The following is a 15,448-nucleotide window of genomic DNA, read 5'->3' on the forward strand; positions in this document are numbered from 1 at the left end:
CGTCAAAGGGATATTTCGGACGATGTACAAACTGTTCTTCAACCTCGTCTTCAAGCGGATGGACCCGGAGCAGGCCCACTACATGGCCTTCCGCTGGATCCGCCTCGCGGCCCGCACCCCGGTGCTGCGCACCTTCGTCGCCGCCTACCTCGCCCCCCGGTACGCATCCCTGCGCACCGAGGCCCTCGGCCTGCGGATGCACGGCCCCTTCGGGCTCGCGGCCGGCTTCGACAAGAACGCCGTCGCCATCGACGGGATGTCGATGCTCGGCTTCGACCACATCGAGATCGGCACCGTCACCGCCGAAGCCCAGCCCGGCAACCCGAAGAAGCGGCTGTTCCGGCTGGTCCCCGACCGCGCGCTGATCAACCGCATGGGCTTCAACAACGAGGGCTCCGCGGCCGTCGCCGACCGCCTGGCCGCCCGCAACCCCGTCTTCAAGACGGTCGTCGGCGTCAACATCGGCAAGACCAAGGTCGTCCCCGAGGAGGAGGCCGTCGCCGACTACGTCGCCTCCACCGAGCGCCTCGCCCGGCACGCGGACTACCTCGTCGTCAACGTCTCCTCCCCGAACACCCCGGGCCTGCGCAACCTCCAGGCCACCGAGTCGCTGCGCCCGCTGCTCAGCGCCGTGCGCGAGGCGGCGGACCGGGCCGTGACCGGCCGGCGGGTCCCGCTCCTCGTCAAGATCGCGCCGGACCTCGCCGACGAGGACGTGGACGCCGTCGCCGACCTGGCGCTGGAACTGGGCCTGGACGGCATCATCGCCACGAACACCACGATCGCCCGCGAGGGCCTCGGCCTGAAGTCCGACCCCGCGCTGATCAAGGAGACCGGCGGCCTGTCCGGCGCCCCCGTCAAGGAGCGCTCGCTGGAGGTCCTGCGGCGGCTGTACGCCCGCGTGGGCGACCAGCTGGTCCTGGTCGGCGTCGGCGGCATCGAGAACGCCGAGGACGCCTGGCAGCGGATCCTGGCCGGCGCCAGCCTGGTCCAGGGCTACAGCGCCTTCATCTACGAGGGCCCCTGCTACGCCCGCGCCATCCACAAGGGCCTGGCCGCGCGCCTGGCCGCCAGCCCGTACGCGACGCTCGCCGAAGCGGTGGGCGCGGAAACCCGAAAGGCCGCCCTGTGAGCTCTGTCATCCCCTTCGGTACGCGGCTGCGCGAGGCCATGGACACCCGCGGACCGCTCTGCGTCGGCATCGACCCGCACGCCGCGCTGCTGGCCTCCTGGGGCCTGAACGACGACGTCGCGGGCCTGGAGAGGTTCTCCCGCACGGTGGTCGAGGCGCTGGCCGACTCGGTCGCGGTCTTCAAGCCGCAGGCGGCGTTCTTCGAGCGGTTCGGCTCGCGCGGGATCGCGGTCCTGGAGCAGACGGTGGCCGACGCCCGTGCGGCGGGCGCGCTGGTCGTCATGGACGCGAAGCGGGGTGACATCGGCTCGACGATGGCCGCGTACGCGGAGACCTTCCTCTCGCCCTCCTCGCCGCTGTTCTCCGACGCGCTGACGGTCTCCCCGTACCTCGGCTACGGCTCGCTGAAGCCGGCCGTCGACCTGGCGCGGGAGTCCGGGGCCGGCCTGTTCGTCCTCGCGCTGACCTCCAACCCGGAGGGTGCGGAGGTCCAGCGGGCGGTCCGGTCGGACGGTCGCACGATCGGGGCGACGATGCTGGCGCACCTCGCGGCGGAGAACGCGGGAGCCGAGCCGATGGGCTCCTTCGGAGCCGTGGTCGGGGCGACGCTGGGGGACCTGTCCTCCTTCGACCTGGACATCAACGGGCCGCTGCTGGCCCCCGGCATCGGCGCGCAGGGCGCCACCGCGGCGGACCTGCCGGCGGTGTTCGGCGAGGCCGTGCGCAACGTCGTGCCGAACGTGTCGCGGGGCGTCCTGCGGCACGGCCCCGACGCGGGCGCGCTCCGCGCCTCGGCGCAGGCCTTCGCGGACGAGATCCGCACGACCGTGGCGGCGTAGCCGCCGCCGGCGCAGCCCTGCGGGGCGAAGTCCCCTACCCGCCCTTCCACCGTTCCCCGGGCGCTGCCCGGACCCGGTCCTCAAACGCCGGACGGGCTGGATGAATCCAGCCTCGCCGGCGTTTGAGGCGCGGGGTCTGGGGCGGAGCCCCAGGAGGGGTCCGGGCGGAGTCCGGGGAACGGGCGAAGGGCGGGTAGGGGAACTCCGCCCCGCGGAGGGTGCCCCGGGGCGTACGGCCCGGAGGGTCGGGGCTTCGGACCGGTGTGCTGCGGGGGGTCCCGGGGTGATCATCGGGTGGGGGGTCAAGGCCCCTACCCCGGACGGAGCGCCCCGCGTGCCCCCAGTACAGACCACCGCCGCCATCCGGCGGATCACGCCCGTCGGGGCCTACCACCACCTGGTCCTCGACGCCCCCGGCGTCACGGGCGTGCGCCCGGGCCACTTCGGCGCCCTCGCCATCGGCGGCCGGGACACCAGCACCCTGCTCCGCCGCGCGTTCTCCATCCACCGCGCCGACCCGGCGACCGGCACCGTCGAGTTCGTCTTCGCCGAGGCCGGCCGCGGAACCAGGGCGCTGGCCGCACACCGCCCCGGCGACACCGTGGACCTCATCGCCCCCCTCGGCACCCCCTTCCCGCTGCCCGACGGCCCGGTCGGCGCGGTCCTCGTCGCCGGCGGCTACGGCAGCGCCCCGATGTTCGCCCTCGCCGAGGAGATCCTCGGCCGCGGCGGCCGGGTCGCCTTCGTGCTCGGTGCGGCCACCAAGGACCGGCTGTTCGGAGTCGAGCGGGCCGAGGCCCTCGGCGAGCACGTGTACGTGGTCACCGACGACGGTTCGGCCGGACGGCGGGGCCGGGTGACCGACGTGCTCCCCGAGGCCATCGCGGTGACCGGCGCCACCGAGGTCCACTCCTGCGGCCCCATGGGGATGCTCAAGGCCGTCACGGAGATCGCCACCGCCGCCGGAGCCGCCAGCCACACCGCCGTCGAGGAGGCCATGGCCTGCGGGATCGGGATCTGCATGAGCTGCGTCCTGCCCGTCACGGGCCCCGACGGCGTCACCCGTTTCCTTCGCTCCTGCACATCCGGCCCCGTTTTCGACGGTTCCAGCGTCCGCTGGGACGACGCCGGAACCCTGCCCTCGGACCTCGAAGGCGCGGCCGCCATGACCCCGAAGGCGAGCGAGCGGTGAACCCCCTCAACCAGCTGAACCAGCTGAACCAGCTGAACCCCGAAGACGTGGACATGTCCGCGCCCCTCGGCGCCCGCGTCACCCTCCCCAACCCCGTCTCCACCGCCTCGGGCTGCGCCGGCTACGGCCGCGAGCTGCACCGGTTCACGCCCCTGCACGAGCTCGGCACCCTCACCACCAAGACCGTGATGCCGTACGTCCGCTCCGGCCGCGCCACGCCCCGGATGGCCGAGACCCCCAGCGGGATGCTGAACTCCATCGGACTCCAGGGCTCCGGCATCGACCACTTCGTCGAGCACGAGCTGCCCTGGCTGGCCGAGCGCGGGGCGCGGGTGCTCGTATCGGTCGCGGGGGAGCGGACGGAGGAGTTCGCCGAGGCGGCCGGCCGGCTGACCGGGCAGCCCGGCGTGGTCGGGATCGAGGCCAACATCTCCTGCCCCAACGTCGCGAACCGCGGCCTCGTCTTCGCCTGCGACGCCGAGGCCTCCTTCGAGGTGGTCAAGGCGGCGGCCGACCCCGCGCTGCCTGTCTACGCCAAGCTGACCCCCGACGTGACGCGGATCACCGACATCGCGGCCGCGTGTACGGACGCGGGCGCGGACGGGCTCTCGATGATCAACACCGTCCTCGGGATGGCCATCGACACCGACACCCTGCGCCCGGCCCTCGCCGGGGTCACCGGAGGCCTCTCCGGCCCGGCGATCCGGCCGGTCGCCGTCCGCTGCGTCTTCCAGGTGTACGGGGCCATGCTGGCCGGCGCCGTCCGGCAGGTCCCCATCCTCGGAATGGGCGGGATCGCCTCCGGCCGGGACGCGCTCGAATTCGTCCTCGCCGGAGCTTCGGGCGTGGCGGTCGGGACCGCCCTGTTCAACGATCCGTCCGCGCCCCTGAGGATCCGCGACGACCTGCGCGCGGCGCTCGCCGCACGCGGGATCGGGGCGTTCGAGGACGCCGTCGGACGCTCCCATCGCACGCTCTGACGAAATTCGAACGTCTTTCACCGGACAAATCCGGGGTGGTTTGTCCGTGATGTACGGTTCAGTGGAGGCTGACCAGGACTTTTCGTCCGTTCTCGCTGACTAGAGCGGCCATGGCCGCTAGTCTCCGAGCAGAGTGAACGAGCAGCGATCGAGCACCACCGCTGTTCGGAGGCTCGCCTGGTGTGATGCCTTCCGGCATTTCACTGGTCCGTATCCGACAGTTCGACATCCGAGGTGACGTAGGCGTGGCTCTTCCGCCCCTTACCCCTGAACAGCGCGCAGCAGCGCTCGAAAAGGCCGCCGCGGCTCGCCGGGAGCGGGCCGAGGTGAAGAATCGACTCAAGCACTCCGGCGCTTCCCTGCACGACGTCATCAAGCTGGGGCAGGAGAACGACGTCATCGGCAAGATGAAGGTTTCCGCTCTCCTGGAGTCCCTGCCCGGCGTCGGCAAGGTGCGCGCCAAGCAGCTCATGGAGCGCCTCGGCATCTCCGAGTCCCGGCGTGTCCGAGGTCTCGGTTCCAACCAGATCGCCTCTCTGGAGCGCGAGTTCGGCGGCAACGCCGCCTAAGGCGTCGTCCGAAGTTCTCCCGGCGTTCTCAGGCAGTCCCGAGAAGCTGGATAATCGCTCTATGGCAGCAGAGGTTCGTCCGCGGCTGACCGTGCTCTCCGGCCCTTCGGGGGTCGGCAAGAGCACGGTCGTCGCGCATATGCGCAAGGTTCACCCCGAGGTCTGGCTCTCGGTGTCGGCCACCACCCGCAAGCCGCGGCCTGGTGAACGGCACGGAGTCCACTACTTCTTCGTCAACGACGACGAGTTCGACAAGCTGATCGCCAATGGCGAGCTGCTGGAGTGGGCCGAGTTCGCGGGCAACCGCTACGGCACACCGCGCGGCGCAGTGCTGGAACGCCTGGAGAACGGCGAGCCGGTCCTGCTGGAGATCGACCTCCAGGGCGCACGGCTCGTACGCGAGTCCATGGCCGAGGCACAGCTGGTCTTCCTGGCGCCTCCGAGCTGGGACGAGCTGGTCCGCCGGCTCACCGGCCGGGGCACCGAGACCGCGGAGGTCGTCGAGCGCAGGCTCGGTGCCGCCAAGATCGAACTGGCTGCCGAATCCGAGTTCGACACCACCCTGGTCAACACCTCGGTCGAGGACGTCGCGCGCGAGCTGCTAGCCTTGATGAATGTCGTCTGACCGTTGACCGGTGTTCAACCGGTCCGGACGGTCCGGATTCGACACTTCTAGGTCTTAACCCCATCTTCGGAAGGTAGAGCGTGTCCTCTTCCATTACTGCGCCCGAGGGCATCATCAACCCGCCGATCGACGAGCTGCTCGAGGCCACGGACTCGAAGTACAGCCTCGTGATCTACGCGGCCAAGCGCGCGCGTCAGATCAACGCGTACTACTCGCAGCTCGGTGAGGGCCTGCTCGAGTACGTCGGCCCGCTGGTGGACACCCACGTCCACGAGAAGCCGCTTTCGATCGCGCTGCGCGAGATCAACGCGGGTCTGCTGACCTCCGAGGCCATCGAGGCCCCGGCTCAGTAAGGCACGAGTTTTCCTTTCACCACAGGCCCGGCAGACCATCTGCCGGGCCTGTGGTGCGTCAGTGGTATGTCTTGGGTTCGTAGCGGTCGTCAGCCGAAGGGGCGTGTGTGGTGGGTAAGCCGAAGGTCGTGCTCGGAGTAAGCGGCGGCATCGCCGCCTACAAGGCGTGCGAGCTGCTGCGCCGGCTCACCGAGTCCGGGCACGACGTGCGCGTGGTGCCGACGGCGGCGTCGCTGAACTTCGTCGGGGAGGCCACATGGGCCGCCCTCTCGGGGAACCCGGCCTCCACCGAGGTCTGGGAGACCGTCCACGAGGTGCCGCACGTGCGCATCGGGCAGTCCGCCGACCTCGTGGTCGTCGCCCCGGCCACCGCCGACATGCTGGCCAAGGCCGCCCACGGGCTGGCCGACGACCTGCTCACCAACACCCTGCTCACCGCCCGCTGCCCGGTGGTGTTCGCACCCGCGATGCACACCGAGATGTGGGAGCACCCGGCCACCCAGGAGAACGTGGCCACGCTGCGCCGCCGCGGAGCCGTGGTCATCGAGCCCGCGGTCGGCCGGCTCACCGGCAAGGACACCGGCAAGGGGCGGCTGCCCGACCCCGAGGAGATCTTCGAGGTGTGCACCAGGGTCCTGGCCCGCGGGGTGGCCGAGCCCGACCTCGCCGGCCGGCACGTGGTGATCAGCGCGGGCGGTACGCGCGAACCCCTGGACCCGGTCCGCTTCCTCGGCAACCGCTCCTCCGGCAAGCAGGGCTACGCCCTCGCCCGTACCGCCGTCGCCCGCGGGGCCCGGGTCACCCTGGTCTCCGCCAACACCGCGCTCGCCGACCCCGCCGGGGTGGACCTCGTACGGGTCGGCACGGCCCTGCAGATGCGCGAGGCCGTGCTCGCGGCCGCCGCGGACGCCGACGCGGTGGTGATGGCCGCCGCCGTGGCCGACTTCCGGCCGGCCGAGTACGCGGGCGGAAAGATCAAGAAGAAGGACGGGCAGGAGCCCGCGCCGGTCATTCTTGTGCGTAATCCGGACATTCTCGCGGAGATTTCCGCGGACCGCGCCCGGGAGGGCCAGGTCGTGGTGGGTTTCGCCGCCGAGACCGACGACGTACTCGCCAACGGGCGGAGCAAGCTCCTCCGCAAGGGATGTGACCTTCTCGTCGTCAACGAGGTGGGTGAGGCGAAGACCTTTGGTTCCGAGGGGAACGAGGCGGTCATCCTGTCCTCCGACGGAAGCGAGCTCGGCGTCCCCTACGGTCCGAAGGAATCGCTGGCAGACGTCATTTGGGATCAGGTCGCCCCGCGACTCGCGGCGCGACGCGCCTGAGCGGAGGCCCTTTCCGCAGGCTGATCCTTGGGTAAGAATGGAGTGTCGCAGGTCACACGGCTCCCATAAGGCGAGACGGGTGGTCCGGCGAACGGTGGCGACCGATAAACTGCAGCCGGAACGTGATCGGGCGCAGCCTCCGATGAGGTTCCACCAATATTTCAGCCAGCAGCCGCTGCAACCCCAGGGAGCGTTGTGTCCCGTCGTCTCTTCACCTCGGAGTCTGTGACCGAGGGTCACCCCGACAAGATCGCTGACCAGATCAGCGACACCATTCTCGACGCGCTCCTCACCGAGGACCCGACCTCGCGCGTCGCCGTGGAGACCCTCATCACCACCGGTCTCGTCCACATCGCGGGAGAGGTGACGACGAAGGCGTACGCGCCGATCGCGCAGCTCGTCCGCGACAAGATCCTCGAGATCGGCTACGACTCCTCGAAGAAGGGCTTCGACGGCGCCTCCTGCGGCGTGTCGGTGTCCATCGGTGCGCAGTCCCCGGACATCGCGCAGGGTGTCGACACCGCCTACGAGAAGCGTGTCGAGGGCGACGAGGACGAGCTCGACAAGCAGGGTGCCGGCGACCAGGGCCTGATGTTCGGGTACGCCTGCGACGAGACCCCCGAGCTGATGCCGCTCCCGATCCACATCGCGCACCGCCTCTCGAAGCGGCTGTCCGAGGTCCGCAAGAACGGGACCATCCCGTACCTGCGTCCCGACGGCAAGACCCAGGTCACCATCGAGTACGACGGCGACAAGGCCGTCCGTCTCGACACGGTCGTCGTGTCCTCGCAGCACGCCGCGGACATCGACCTGGACTCGCTGCTCGCTCCGGACATCCGCGAGTTCGTCGTGGAGTACGTCCTGAACCAGCTGGTCGAGGACGGCATCAAGCTGGAGACCGAGGGCTACCGCCTGCTGGTCAACCCGACCGGCCGCTTCGAGATCGGCGGCCCGATGGGCGACGCCGGCCTCACCGGCCGCAAGATCATCATCGACACCTACGGCGGTATGGCCCGTCACGGCGGCGGCGCCTTCTCGGGCAAGGACCCGTCCAAGGTCGACCGCTCCGCCGCGTACGCCATGCGCTGGGTCGCCAAGAACGTGGTCGCCGCCGGTCTGGCCGCGCGTTGCGAGGTTCAGGTCGCGTACGCGATCGGCAAGGCCGAGCCCGTCGGTCTGTTCGTGGAGACCTTCGGCACGCACAAGGTCGACGTCGACAAGATCGAGAACGCCATCGGCCAGGTCTTCGACCTGCGTCCGGCCGCGATCATCCGCGACCTCGACCTGCTCCGCCCGATCTACGCCCAGACCGCCGCCTACGGCCACTTCGGCCGCGAGCTGCCGGACTTCACCTGGGAGCGCACCGACCGCGTCGACGCCCTGCGCACCGCCGCCGGTCTGTAGGACCCGCACCGCTTGAACCGAACGGCCCCGGACCTGCTGGTCCGGGGCCGTATCGCGTTGCGGCCCGGGCCGGCCGGAACACAGGCCGCCCGGGCCCTCCCGGTGCGAGGGACGACGGCTCCATCCGGAGCCGGGCGCGGGCCCGGTGTCGAAGGACCGCCGTACCGCCGCCGCCCGCCGAGACCTCGGGAGGGCACTCCCTGTCGGTGCCCTTTGGTAAGAATGCTGCTGTGAGCAGCGAGAACGAACCCGTCGCAGACGGCCCCGGCGGCCCCCCGGAGCAGCTCGCGCTGATGCGGGAGATGGTCGCCGAGGCGAAGGCCAAGGCGCCCAAGGCCAAGCCCCGTACCTGGCGTGGAGCTGCCGTCGCCGAGGAACTGCCCGTCGCCCGGGTCCTCGTGAACAAGGGCGTGCTCCACCTCGACCGGCTCTTCGACTACGCGGTCCCCGCCGAGCTCTCCGAGGCCGCCCAGCCCGGCGTCCGCGTCCGTGTCCGCTTCGGCGCGGGCGGCCACCGCGTCCACGGCGGCCGCCGCGAGGGCGGCGGACTCATCGACGGCTTCGTCATCGAGCGCCGTGCCGAGTCCGACTACAACGGAGCCCTCGCGGCCCTCGCCCAGGTCGTCTCGTCCGAGGTCGTGCTCGGCCCTCGCATGCTCGCCCTCGCCCGCGCCGTCGCCGACCGGTACGCCGGCAGCCTCGCCGACGTGCTCCAGCTCGCCCTGCCCGCGCGCAGCGCCCGCGCCGAGTCCAAGCCGTCCCCCGAACCGCTGCCCCCGCCGGCCGCGCCCGAGCCCGCGGGCTGGGAGCGGTACGGAGCCGGCCCCGGCTTCCTGCGCGCCCTGGCGGGCGGCGGGACCCCGCGCGCCGTGTGGACGGCCCTGCCGGGCCCTGGCTGGGCCGACGAGCTGGCCCGCGCCATGGCCGCCACCCTCGCCTCCGGACGCGGGGCCCTGGCGGTGGTCCCCGACGGACGCACCGCGGCCCGCGTCGACGCGGCGCTCACCGCCCTGCTCGGCGAGGGGCGGCACGCGCTGCTGACCGCCGAGTCGGGACCGGAGAAGCGCTACCGCCAGTGGCTGGCCGTCAGCCGGGGCTCGGTGCGCGCCGTGGTCGGCACCAGGGCCGCGATGTTCGCTCCCGTACGGGACCTCGGGCTCGTCGCCGTCTGGGACGACGGCGACTCCAGCCACAGCGACGACCGGGCTCCCTTCCCGCACGTGCGGGAGGTGCTGGAACTGCGCGCCGTCACCGACGGCTGCGGCTTCCTGGTGGGCAGCACCAGCTGCACGGTGGAGGCCGCGCAGCTCGTCGAGTCCGGCTGGGCCCGGCCGCTGGTCGCCGACCGCGAGACGGTGCGCACGTACGCGCCCCGGATCCGGACCGTCGGAGACGAGCTGCTGGCCCGGGACGGGGCCGCGCGGGCCGCCCGGCTGCCGAGCCTCGCCTGGGAGACCGTACGGGAGGGCCTGAAGACCGGGCCCGTGCTCGTCCAGGTGCCCCGGCGCGGCTACGTGCCCCGGCTGGCCTGCGAGCGGTGCCGGACGCCGGCGCGGTGCACGGCCTGCGCGGGGCCCCTGGAGGCGCCCGACGCGCGGGACCTGCACTGCGGGTGGTGCGGGCGGGCCGAGCCGGCCTGGCACTGCGAGGAATGCGGATCGTTCCGGCTGCGGGCCCAGGTGGTGGGCGCGCGGCGGACCGCGGAGGAGCTGGGGCGGGCCTTTCCGGCGGTGCCGGTGCGGACCTCCGGGCGCGACCACATCCTCGACGAGGTACCGGACCGGCCCGCGCTGGTGGTGTCCACGCCGGGCGCCGAACCGGTCGCGGCGGGAGCCGGATACGCGGCGGCGCTGCTGCTGGACGGCTGGGCCATGCTGAGCCGGCCCGACCTGCGGGCGAGCGAGGACGCGCTGCGGCGGTGGATCGCGGCGGCCTCGCTGGTACGGGGGGACGGACAGGTGGTGGTCGTCGCCGAGCCGACGCTGCGGCCGGTCCAGGCGCTGGTGCGGTGGGATCCCGTCGGGCACGCGGTGCGGGAGCTGGCGGAGCGGGCGCAGCTCGGGTTCCCGCCGGTCTCCCGGATGGCGGCGGTCGCCGGGGGCAGCGCCGAGGCCGTCTCGGCCTTCCTGGCGGGGGCCGGGCTGCCGGGGGACGCGGAGGTGCTGGGGCCCGTGCCGGTGCCGGGGCGGCGGGGGGAGGCGGCCGCGGGGGAGCGGGCGCTGGTCCGGGTCCCGCCGGGGAGCGGTGCGGCGTTGGCTGCCGCGCTCAAGTCGGCTCAGGCGGGTCGGCTGGCGCGGGGGGTTCCGGCGGCGGAGGCGGTCCGGATCCGGATCGACCCGCTGGACATCGGCTGATCCGATCCGGCGGGCCCCGGGCCCCGGGCGGCGGGCCTAGGGCGATGGGCCCCGGGCACCGGGCGGGCCTCGGGCGGCGGGCGGGGCGGCCCTGCGGGGCGAGGTCCCCTACCCGCCCTTCCACCGTTCCCTGGGGCTGCGCCCCGGACCCCCCTGGGGCTGCGCCCCGGACCCCCCTGGGGCTGCGCCCCGGACCCCCCTGGGGCTGCGCCCCGGACCCCCCTGGGGCTGCGCCCCGGACCCCCCTGGGGCTGCGCCCCGGACCCTGCGGGGCTGCGCCCCGGACCCCGCGCCTCAGACGCCGGCGGGGCTGGGTGTGCGGGGGACGACGGAGCCCCCGCCGGAGGTGATCTGTCGGATCGTTCCGGCGGGGGCTGGGCCGTCGGGGGTCGGCGCCCCGGCGGTCGGGGGTCAGCCGTTGCGGGGGCCGGGGAAGGCGGCGGGGCGGGGTGCGCCCGCCTCCTCGCGCACCGGCTGCGGCGGCACCGAGCGCGCCGCCGGGACGGTGGGCAGGGGTCCCAGGGTCCGGGTCGTCGTGCCCTCGGCCAGCGGCTCCCGCTCGGCGGAATCGGCGCTCTGCGCCCGCCGGGCACCGTAGCGCCGGTGGACGGCCTGCTTGGTGACGCCGAGCGCCGAGCCGACCGCGTCCCACGAGAAGCCGAGCGAGCGGTCGAAGTCGACCGCGGCGGTGACCAGCGTCTCGACGCTGTCCCGCAGTTCCTGCGCGAGGCGGACGGTGGGTGCGGGGGCCCTGCCGTAGACGACGAATCCCGTGGAGGGGCCTGAGCGGCGCGGGCGGTAGACGTTGCCGAGCTGGGCGGTGAGCGTACGCAGAGCATCCACCTGCCGGCGAACCCGCTCGATGTCCCGCACCAGGAGGTGCAGGCTGGCCCGTGCTTGGGCGTCGTGGGTGGCGTGGTCGGCCATGAAGAAGCCTCTCGAACCGGTGCTGAAGAGCGGATAGGGCCGCAGACACCGTTCTGTTTCGCGGCCCGTTTCGGTCAATCTCCTTTGACCAACGCGCTACCCGGTGGGCAGGTCACGCTATGGGGGCGTGTCGGCATATGCGAGGAGCGCGCGTGTGTGCGTACGCCCCCTGGTGGGGGCGTCGCCTCGCAAGTGGGACGGTGTGCGGCCACCGCATAGACTGATGCGCTGCTGACAGCCGAGATAGCGAGGTAGACCCCAGTGAAGCTCGTCTTCGCAGGCACCCCCGAGGTAGCCGTGCCCGCCCTGGACGCTCTGATCGCCTCCGGGCGCCACGAGGTCGCCGCCGTCGTCACCCGGCCCGACGCCCCGGCCGGCCGGGGCCGTCGCCTCGTCGCCAGCCCCGTCGCCGAGCGCGCCGAGGAAGCCGGCATCGAGGTGCTGAAGCCGGCCCGGCCGCGCGATCCGGAGTTCCAGGCCCGGTTGCGGGAGATCGGGCCCGACTGCTGCCCGGTGGTCGCGTACGGCGCGCTGATCCCCAAGGACGCCCTGGAGATCCCGAAGCACGGCTGGGTCAACCTGCACTTCTCGCTGCTGCCCGCATGGCGCGGCGCCGCTCCCGTGCAGCAGTCGATCATGGCGGGTGACCAGGTCACCGGCGCCTCCACCTTCCGGATCGAGGAGGGGCTCGACACCGGGCCCGTCTTCGGGATCCTCACCGAGGAGATCCGGCCCACCGACACCAGCGGCGACCTGCTGACCCGTCTCGCCTTCGCCGGCTCCGGGCTGCTCGTCGCCACCATGGACGGCATCGAGGACGGCACCCTGCGCGCGGTGGAGCAGCCCGCCGACGGGGTCTCGCTGGCGCCGAAGATCACCGTCGAGGACGCCCGGGTCGACTGGAACGCGCCCGCGATGCGCGTCGACCGGCTGGTGCGCGGCTGCACTCCGGCGCCGGGCGCCTGGACGGTCTTCCGGGGGGAGCGGCTCAAGCTGGTCTCGGTCGCGCCGGTCGCGGACCGGACCGACCTGGAGCCGGGCGACCTGGGCGCCGCCAAGAACAACGTCTACGTCGGCACCGGCTCGCACGCCGTGGAGCTGCTCTGGGTGCAGCCGCAGGGCAAGAAGCCGATGAAGGCCGCCGACTGGGCGCGCGGGGTGCGCATCGCTCCGGGTGAGCGGCTGGGCGGGGCCGACGTACGCTGATCTGCGGAGTCGCCTTCGTCCCCTTCGTTCTTTCGTTCCATCGTCATAGCGTTACGTAATCCCGGAGCACCTTTCACGTGAGCGAACAGCCCCCTCGCCGACCCGCCGCCACCAAGGCCAACGGCAAGCCCGCCAAGCCGTACCGCAGGCCCAAGAAGGACCCCGTCCGGATGCTGGCCTTCGAGGTGCTGCGGGCGGTGGACGAGCGCGACGCGTACGCGAACCTCGTGCTGCCGCCGCTGCTGAAGAAGGCCCGCAAGGACGAGACCTTCCAGGCGCGGGACGCGGCGCTGGCCACCGAGCTCGTGTACGGGACCCTGCGCCGCCAGGGCACGTACGACGCGGTCATCAAGGCCTGCATCGACCGCCCGCTGCGCGAGGTCGACCCGCCGGTGCTCGACGTGCTCTCGCTCGGCGCGCACCAGCTGCTCGGGACCCGGATCCCCACCCACGCGGCGGTGTCCGCGAGCGTGGAGCTGGCCCGGGTGGTGCTCGGCGACGGGCGGGCGAAGTTCGTCAACGCGGTCCTGCGCAAGATCTCCGCGCACGACCTCGAAGGGTGGCTGGAGAAGGTCGCCCCGCCGTACGAGGACGACGCGGAGGAGCACCTCGCGGTCTACCACTCGCACCCGAGGTGGGTCGTCAGCGCCCTGTGGGACTCGCTGGGCGGCGGCCGGGCCGGGATCGAGGACCTGCTGGAAGCGGACAACGAGCGGCCCGAGGTCACCCTCGTGGCACGGCCCGGGCGGTCCACGGCGCAGGAGCTGCTGGAGGCGGTGGGCGAGGAGTCGGCGCTGCCGGGACGCTGGTCCCCGTACGCGGTCAGGATGGCCGAGGGCGGCGAACCGGGCGCGCTGGAGGCGGTGCGCGAGGGCCGCGCCGGTGTCCAGGACGAAGGCAGCCAGCTGGTGGCGATGGCCCTGGCGGCCGTTCCGGTCGAGGGCCGCGACGAGCGCTGGCTCGACGGCTGCGCCGGGCCGGGCGGCAAGGCCGCACTGCTCGCGGCGCTCGCCGCCCAGCGCGGTGCGTTCCTGCTGGCCTCCGAGAAGCAGCCCCACCGGGCCCGGCTGGTCGAGCGTGCGCTCGCCGGCAACCCGGGGCCCTACCAGGTCATCACGGCCGACGGGACGCGTCCGCCGTGGCTGCCGGGCTCGTTCGACCGCGTCCTGATGGACGTGCCCTGCTCGGGCCTGGGCGCGCTGCGCCGCCGCCCGGAGTCGCGCTGGCGCCGCCGGCCGGAGGACCTGGAGAACTTCGCGCCGCTCCAGCGGGGACTGCTGCGCGAGGCGCTCTCGGCCGTCCGCGTGGGCGGCGTCGTGGGCTACGCGACCTGCTCGCCGCACCTGGCGGAGACCCGGGTGGTGGTGGAGGACGTACTGAAGGGGCGCGGCGCGGGTGCGGTCCCGATCGAGGCGGAGCTGATCGACGCGCGGGAGTACATGCAGGACGTCCCGGCGCTGGGCGACGGGCCGGACGTACAGCTGTGGCCGCACTTGCACGGCACGGACGCGATGTACCTGGCGCTGATCCGCCGGACCGGCTAGCGGTTTCCGCATGCGCGCAGACCGGTTGGTCTCGCTGGTGCTGCTGTTGCGTCAGCGCGGCCGGCTGACCGCGGACACGCTCGCCCGCGAGCTGGAGGTGTCCCCCCGTACGGTGCTGCGCGACATCGAGGCGCTGTCGGCCGCGGGGGTCCCGGTCTACGCGGAGCGCGGCCGGCACGGCGGGTTCGCGCTGTCGCCCGGGTTCCGCACCGAGCTCACCGGTCTGAACCACGACGAGACCCTCGCCCTGCTGACGGCCGGACCGGGGCGCGGCGAGCAGGCGTTCGGCCTGGGCCCGCAGCTCGCTTCGGCGATGCGCAAGGTGGTCGACGCGCTGCCCGTGAGCCACCTGGCCGCCGCCAACGACGCAGCCCAGCGGTTCCTCGTCGACCCGGAGGCCGACCTGCTCTCGCGCCGCCTGGTCACCGAGGAGGTGCCCGGCGGCACGATGATCGAGGTCCGGCGCGCGGTCCTCGCCGGACACAAGCTGCGGATCCGCTACGCGGCCACGGGCGAGCCGCCGCAGTGGCGCACGGTGGACCCGATCGGGCTGGTCACCGTACGGGACCGGGCCTACCTGCTGGCCACGCGATCCGGCGAGGACCGCACCTACCGGCTGTCGCGGGTGCTGGCCGCCGAGGAACTCCCCGAAGCGGCCGAGCGCCCGGGCCGGGTCGATCTGGACCGGATCTGGCGGGAGCGCTCCGCGCGGTTCCTCTCCGGCGGCGACCACGTCGCCGTGCTGCTCCGGGTCAACCCGGCCCGGCGGGAGGACCTGTTCGACACCGCACTGGCGGTCCGCGCGGAGGAACCCGACGCGGACGGCTGGCTGCGCCTGGAGGTCACCTTCCAGGACGCCCGGCACGCCCGGTGGGCGCTGTGGCAGCTCGGCATGGACGGGGAGGCCCTGGCCCCGCAGTCACTGCGCACGTGGCTGCGGGACCGTGGCGCGGCGATCGCGGCGCGCTACGGCGACCCGGGGTGAGGGCTCCGCGCCG

General features: G+C 73.1%; 14 protein-coding genes. 13 read left to right on the plus strand and 1 reads right to left on the minus strand.

The genetic code is table 11. The annotated features are described in order from the left end of the window. Positions 1–22: 22 nt before the first annotated feature. The 10 genes from ACZ60J_RS25940 (at position 23) to ACZ60J_RS25985 (ending at position 10,773) form a co-directional block, all read left to right on the plus strand. Complete coding sequence (locus tag ACZ60J_RS25940) at positions 23–1,132, plus strand: quinone-dependent dihydroorotate dehydrogenase (protein ID WP_469685372.1); 1,110 nt, start codon at positions 23–25, stop codon at positions 1,130–1,132. Further along, a complete protein-coding gene (gene pyrF / locus ACZ60J_RS25945; protein WP_469685374.1) occupies positions 1,129–1,971 on the plus strand; it encodes an orotidine-5'-phosphate decarboxylase in 843 nt (280 codons plus the stop codon). The genes ACZ60J_RS25940 and pyrF overlap by 4 nt, the downstream gene beginning before the upstream one ends. 334 nt (positions 1,972–2,305) lie before the next feature. Beyond that, positions 2,306–3,163, plus strand: a complete 858-nt coding sequence (locus ACZ60J_RS25950) for a dihydroorotate dehydrogenase electron transfer subunit (protein WP_469685375.1) — start codon at positions 2,306–2,308, stop codon at positions 3,161–3,163. Continuing rightward, entirely contained in the window at positions 3,160–4,143 is a 984-nt protein-coding gene (locus tag ACZ60J_RS25955; RefSeq protein WP_469685377.1) for a dihydroorotate dehydrogenase, read from the plus strand. Before ACZ60J_RS25950 ends, ACZ60J_RS25955 begins: the two co-directional genes overlap by 4 nt. Positions 4,144–4,388: 245 nt before the next feature. Continuing rightward, positions 4,389–4,712 carry an integration host factor, actinobacterial type gene (gene mihF / locus ACZ60J_RS25960; protein ID WP_243334344.1) on the plus strand — a complete coding sequence of 108 codons (324 nt, stop codon included), beginning with the start codon at positions 4,389–4,391 and terminating at the stop codon, positions 4,710–4,712. Positions 4,713–4,773: 61 nt separating this feature from the next. Beyond that, complete coding sequence (gene gmk, locus ACZ60J_RS25965; RefSeq protein WP_469685379.1) at positions 4,774–5,337, plus strand: guanylate kinase; 564 nt, start codon at positions 4,774–4,776, stop codon at positions 5,335–5,337. Positions 5,338–5,417: 80 nt separating this feature from the next. Beyond that, complete coding sequence (rpoZ, locus tag ACZ60J_RS25970; protein WP_004948662.1) at positions 5,418–5,690, plus strand: DNA-directed RNA polymerase subunit omega; 273 nt, start codon at positions 5,418–5,420, stop codon at positions 5,688–5,690. Between the two features lie 110 nt (positions 5,691–5,800). Continuing rightward, a complete protein-coding gene (gene coaBC / locus ACZ60J_RS25975) occupies positions 5,801–7,015 on the plus strand; it encodes a bifunctional phosphopantothenoylcysteine decarboxylase/phosphopantothenate--cysteine ligase CoaBC (protein ID WP_469685381.1) in 1,215 nt (404 codons plus the stop codon). 195 nt (positions 7,016–7,210) lie between these two features. Next, a complete protein-coding gene (gene metK, locus ACZ60J_RS25980; RefSeq protein ID WP_469685383.1) occupies positions 7,211–8,419 on the plus strand; it encodes a methionine adenosyltransferase in 1,209 nt (402 codons plus the stop codon). 230 nt (positions 8,420–8,649) lie between these two features. Then, positions 8,650–10,773 (plus strand): primosomal protein N', encoded by a 2,124-nt coding sequence (locus tag ACZ60J_RS25985; RefSeq protein ID WP_469685385.1) that lies wholly within the window; start codon positions 8,650–8,652, stop codon positions 10,771–10,773. Between the two features lie 411 nt (positions 10,774–11,184). Here the strand turns inward: ACZ60J_RS25985 and ACZ60J_RS25990 are convergent, their stop codons facing one another. Then, positions 11,185–11,700 carry a hypothetical protein gene (locus ACZ60J_RS25990; protein ID WP_469685387.1) on the minus strand — a complete coding sequence of 172 codons (516 nt, stop codon included), beginning with the start codon at positions 11,698–11,700 and terminating at the stop codon, positions 11,185–11,187. Between the two features lie 261 nt (positions 11,701–11,961). On the opposite strand from ACZ60J_RS25990, the gene fmt reads away from it, so the two are divergent. The 3 genes from fmt to ACZ60J_RS26005 all read left to right on the plus strand — a co-directional run bounded on the left by fmt (position 11,962) and on the right by ACZ60J_RS26005 (position 15,435). Next, positions 11,962–12,906 (plus strand): methionyl-tRNA formyltransferase, encoded by a 945-nt coding sequence (gene fmt / locus ACZ60J_RS25995; protein ID WP_469685389.1) that lies wholly within the window; start codon positions 11,962–11,964, stop codon positions 12,904–12,906. A gap of 77 nt (positions 12,907–12,983) precedes the next feature. Further along, on the plus strand, positions 12,984–14,450 hold the full coding sequence (locus ACZ60J_RS26000) for an RsmB/NOP family class I SAM-dependent RNA methyltransferase (protein WP_469685391.1): 1,467 nt from the start codon (positions 12,984–12,986) through the stop codon (positions 14,448–14,450). Positions 14,451–14,460: 10 nt separating this feature from the next. Next, positions 14,461–15,435: a helix-turn-helix transcriptional regulator gene (locus ACZ60J_RS26005; RefSeq protein WP_469685393.1), complete on the plus strand. Its 975-nt coding sequence runs from the start codon at positions 14,461–14,463 to the stop codon at positions 15,433–15,435. Positions 15,436–15,448: the final 13 nt, after the last annotated feature.

The organism is Streptomyces sp. NPDC104226 (genome assembly GCF_055584085.1).

Excerpts from the sequence above, each read along its gene's own strand:
- ACZ60J_RS25940 (WP_469685372.1), top strand. The coding sequence starts at position 23 with ATGTACAAACTGTTCTTCAACCTCGTCTTCAAGCGGATGGACCCGGAG.
- gmk (WP_469685379.1), top strand. The coding sequence starts at position 4,774 with ATGGCAGCAGAGGTTCGTCCGCGGCTGACCGTGCTCTCCGGCCCTTCG.
- ACZ60J_RS25990 (WP_469685387.1), bottom strand. The coding sequence starts at position 11,700 with ATGGCCGACCACGCCACCCACGACGCCCAAGCACGGGCCAGCCTGCAC.
- ACZ60J_RS26005 (WP_469685393.1), top strand. The coding sequence starts at position 14,461 with ATGCGCGCAGACCGGTTGGTCTCGCTGGTGCTGCTGTTGCGTCAGCGC.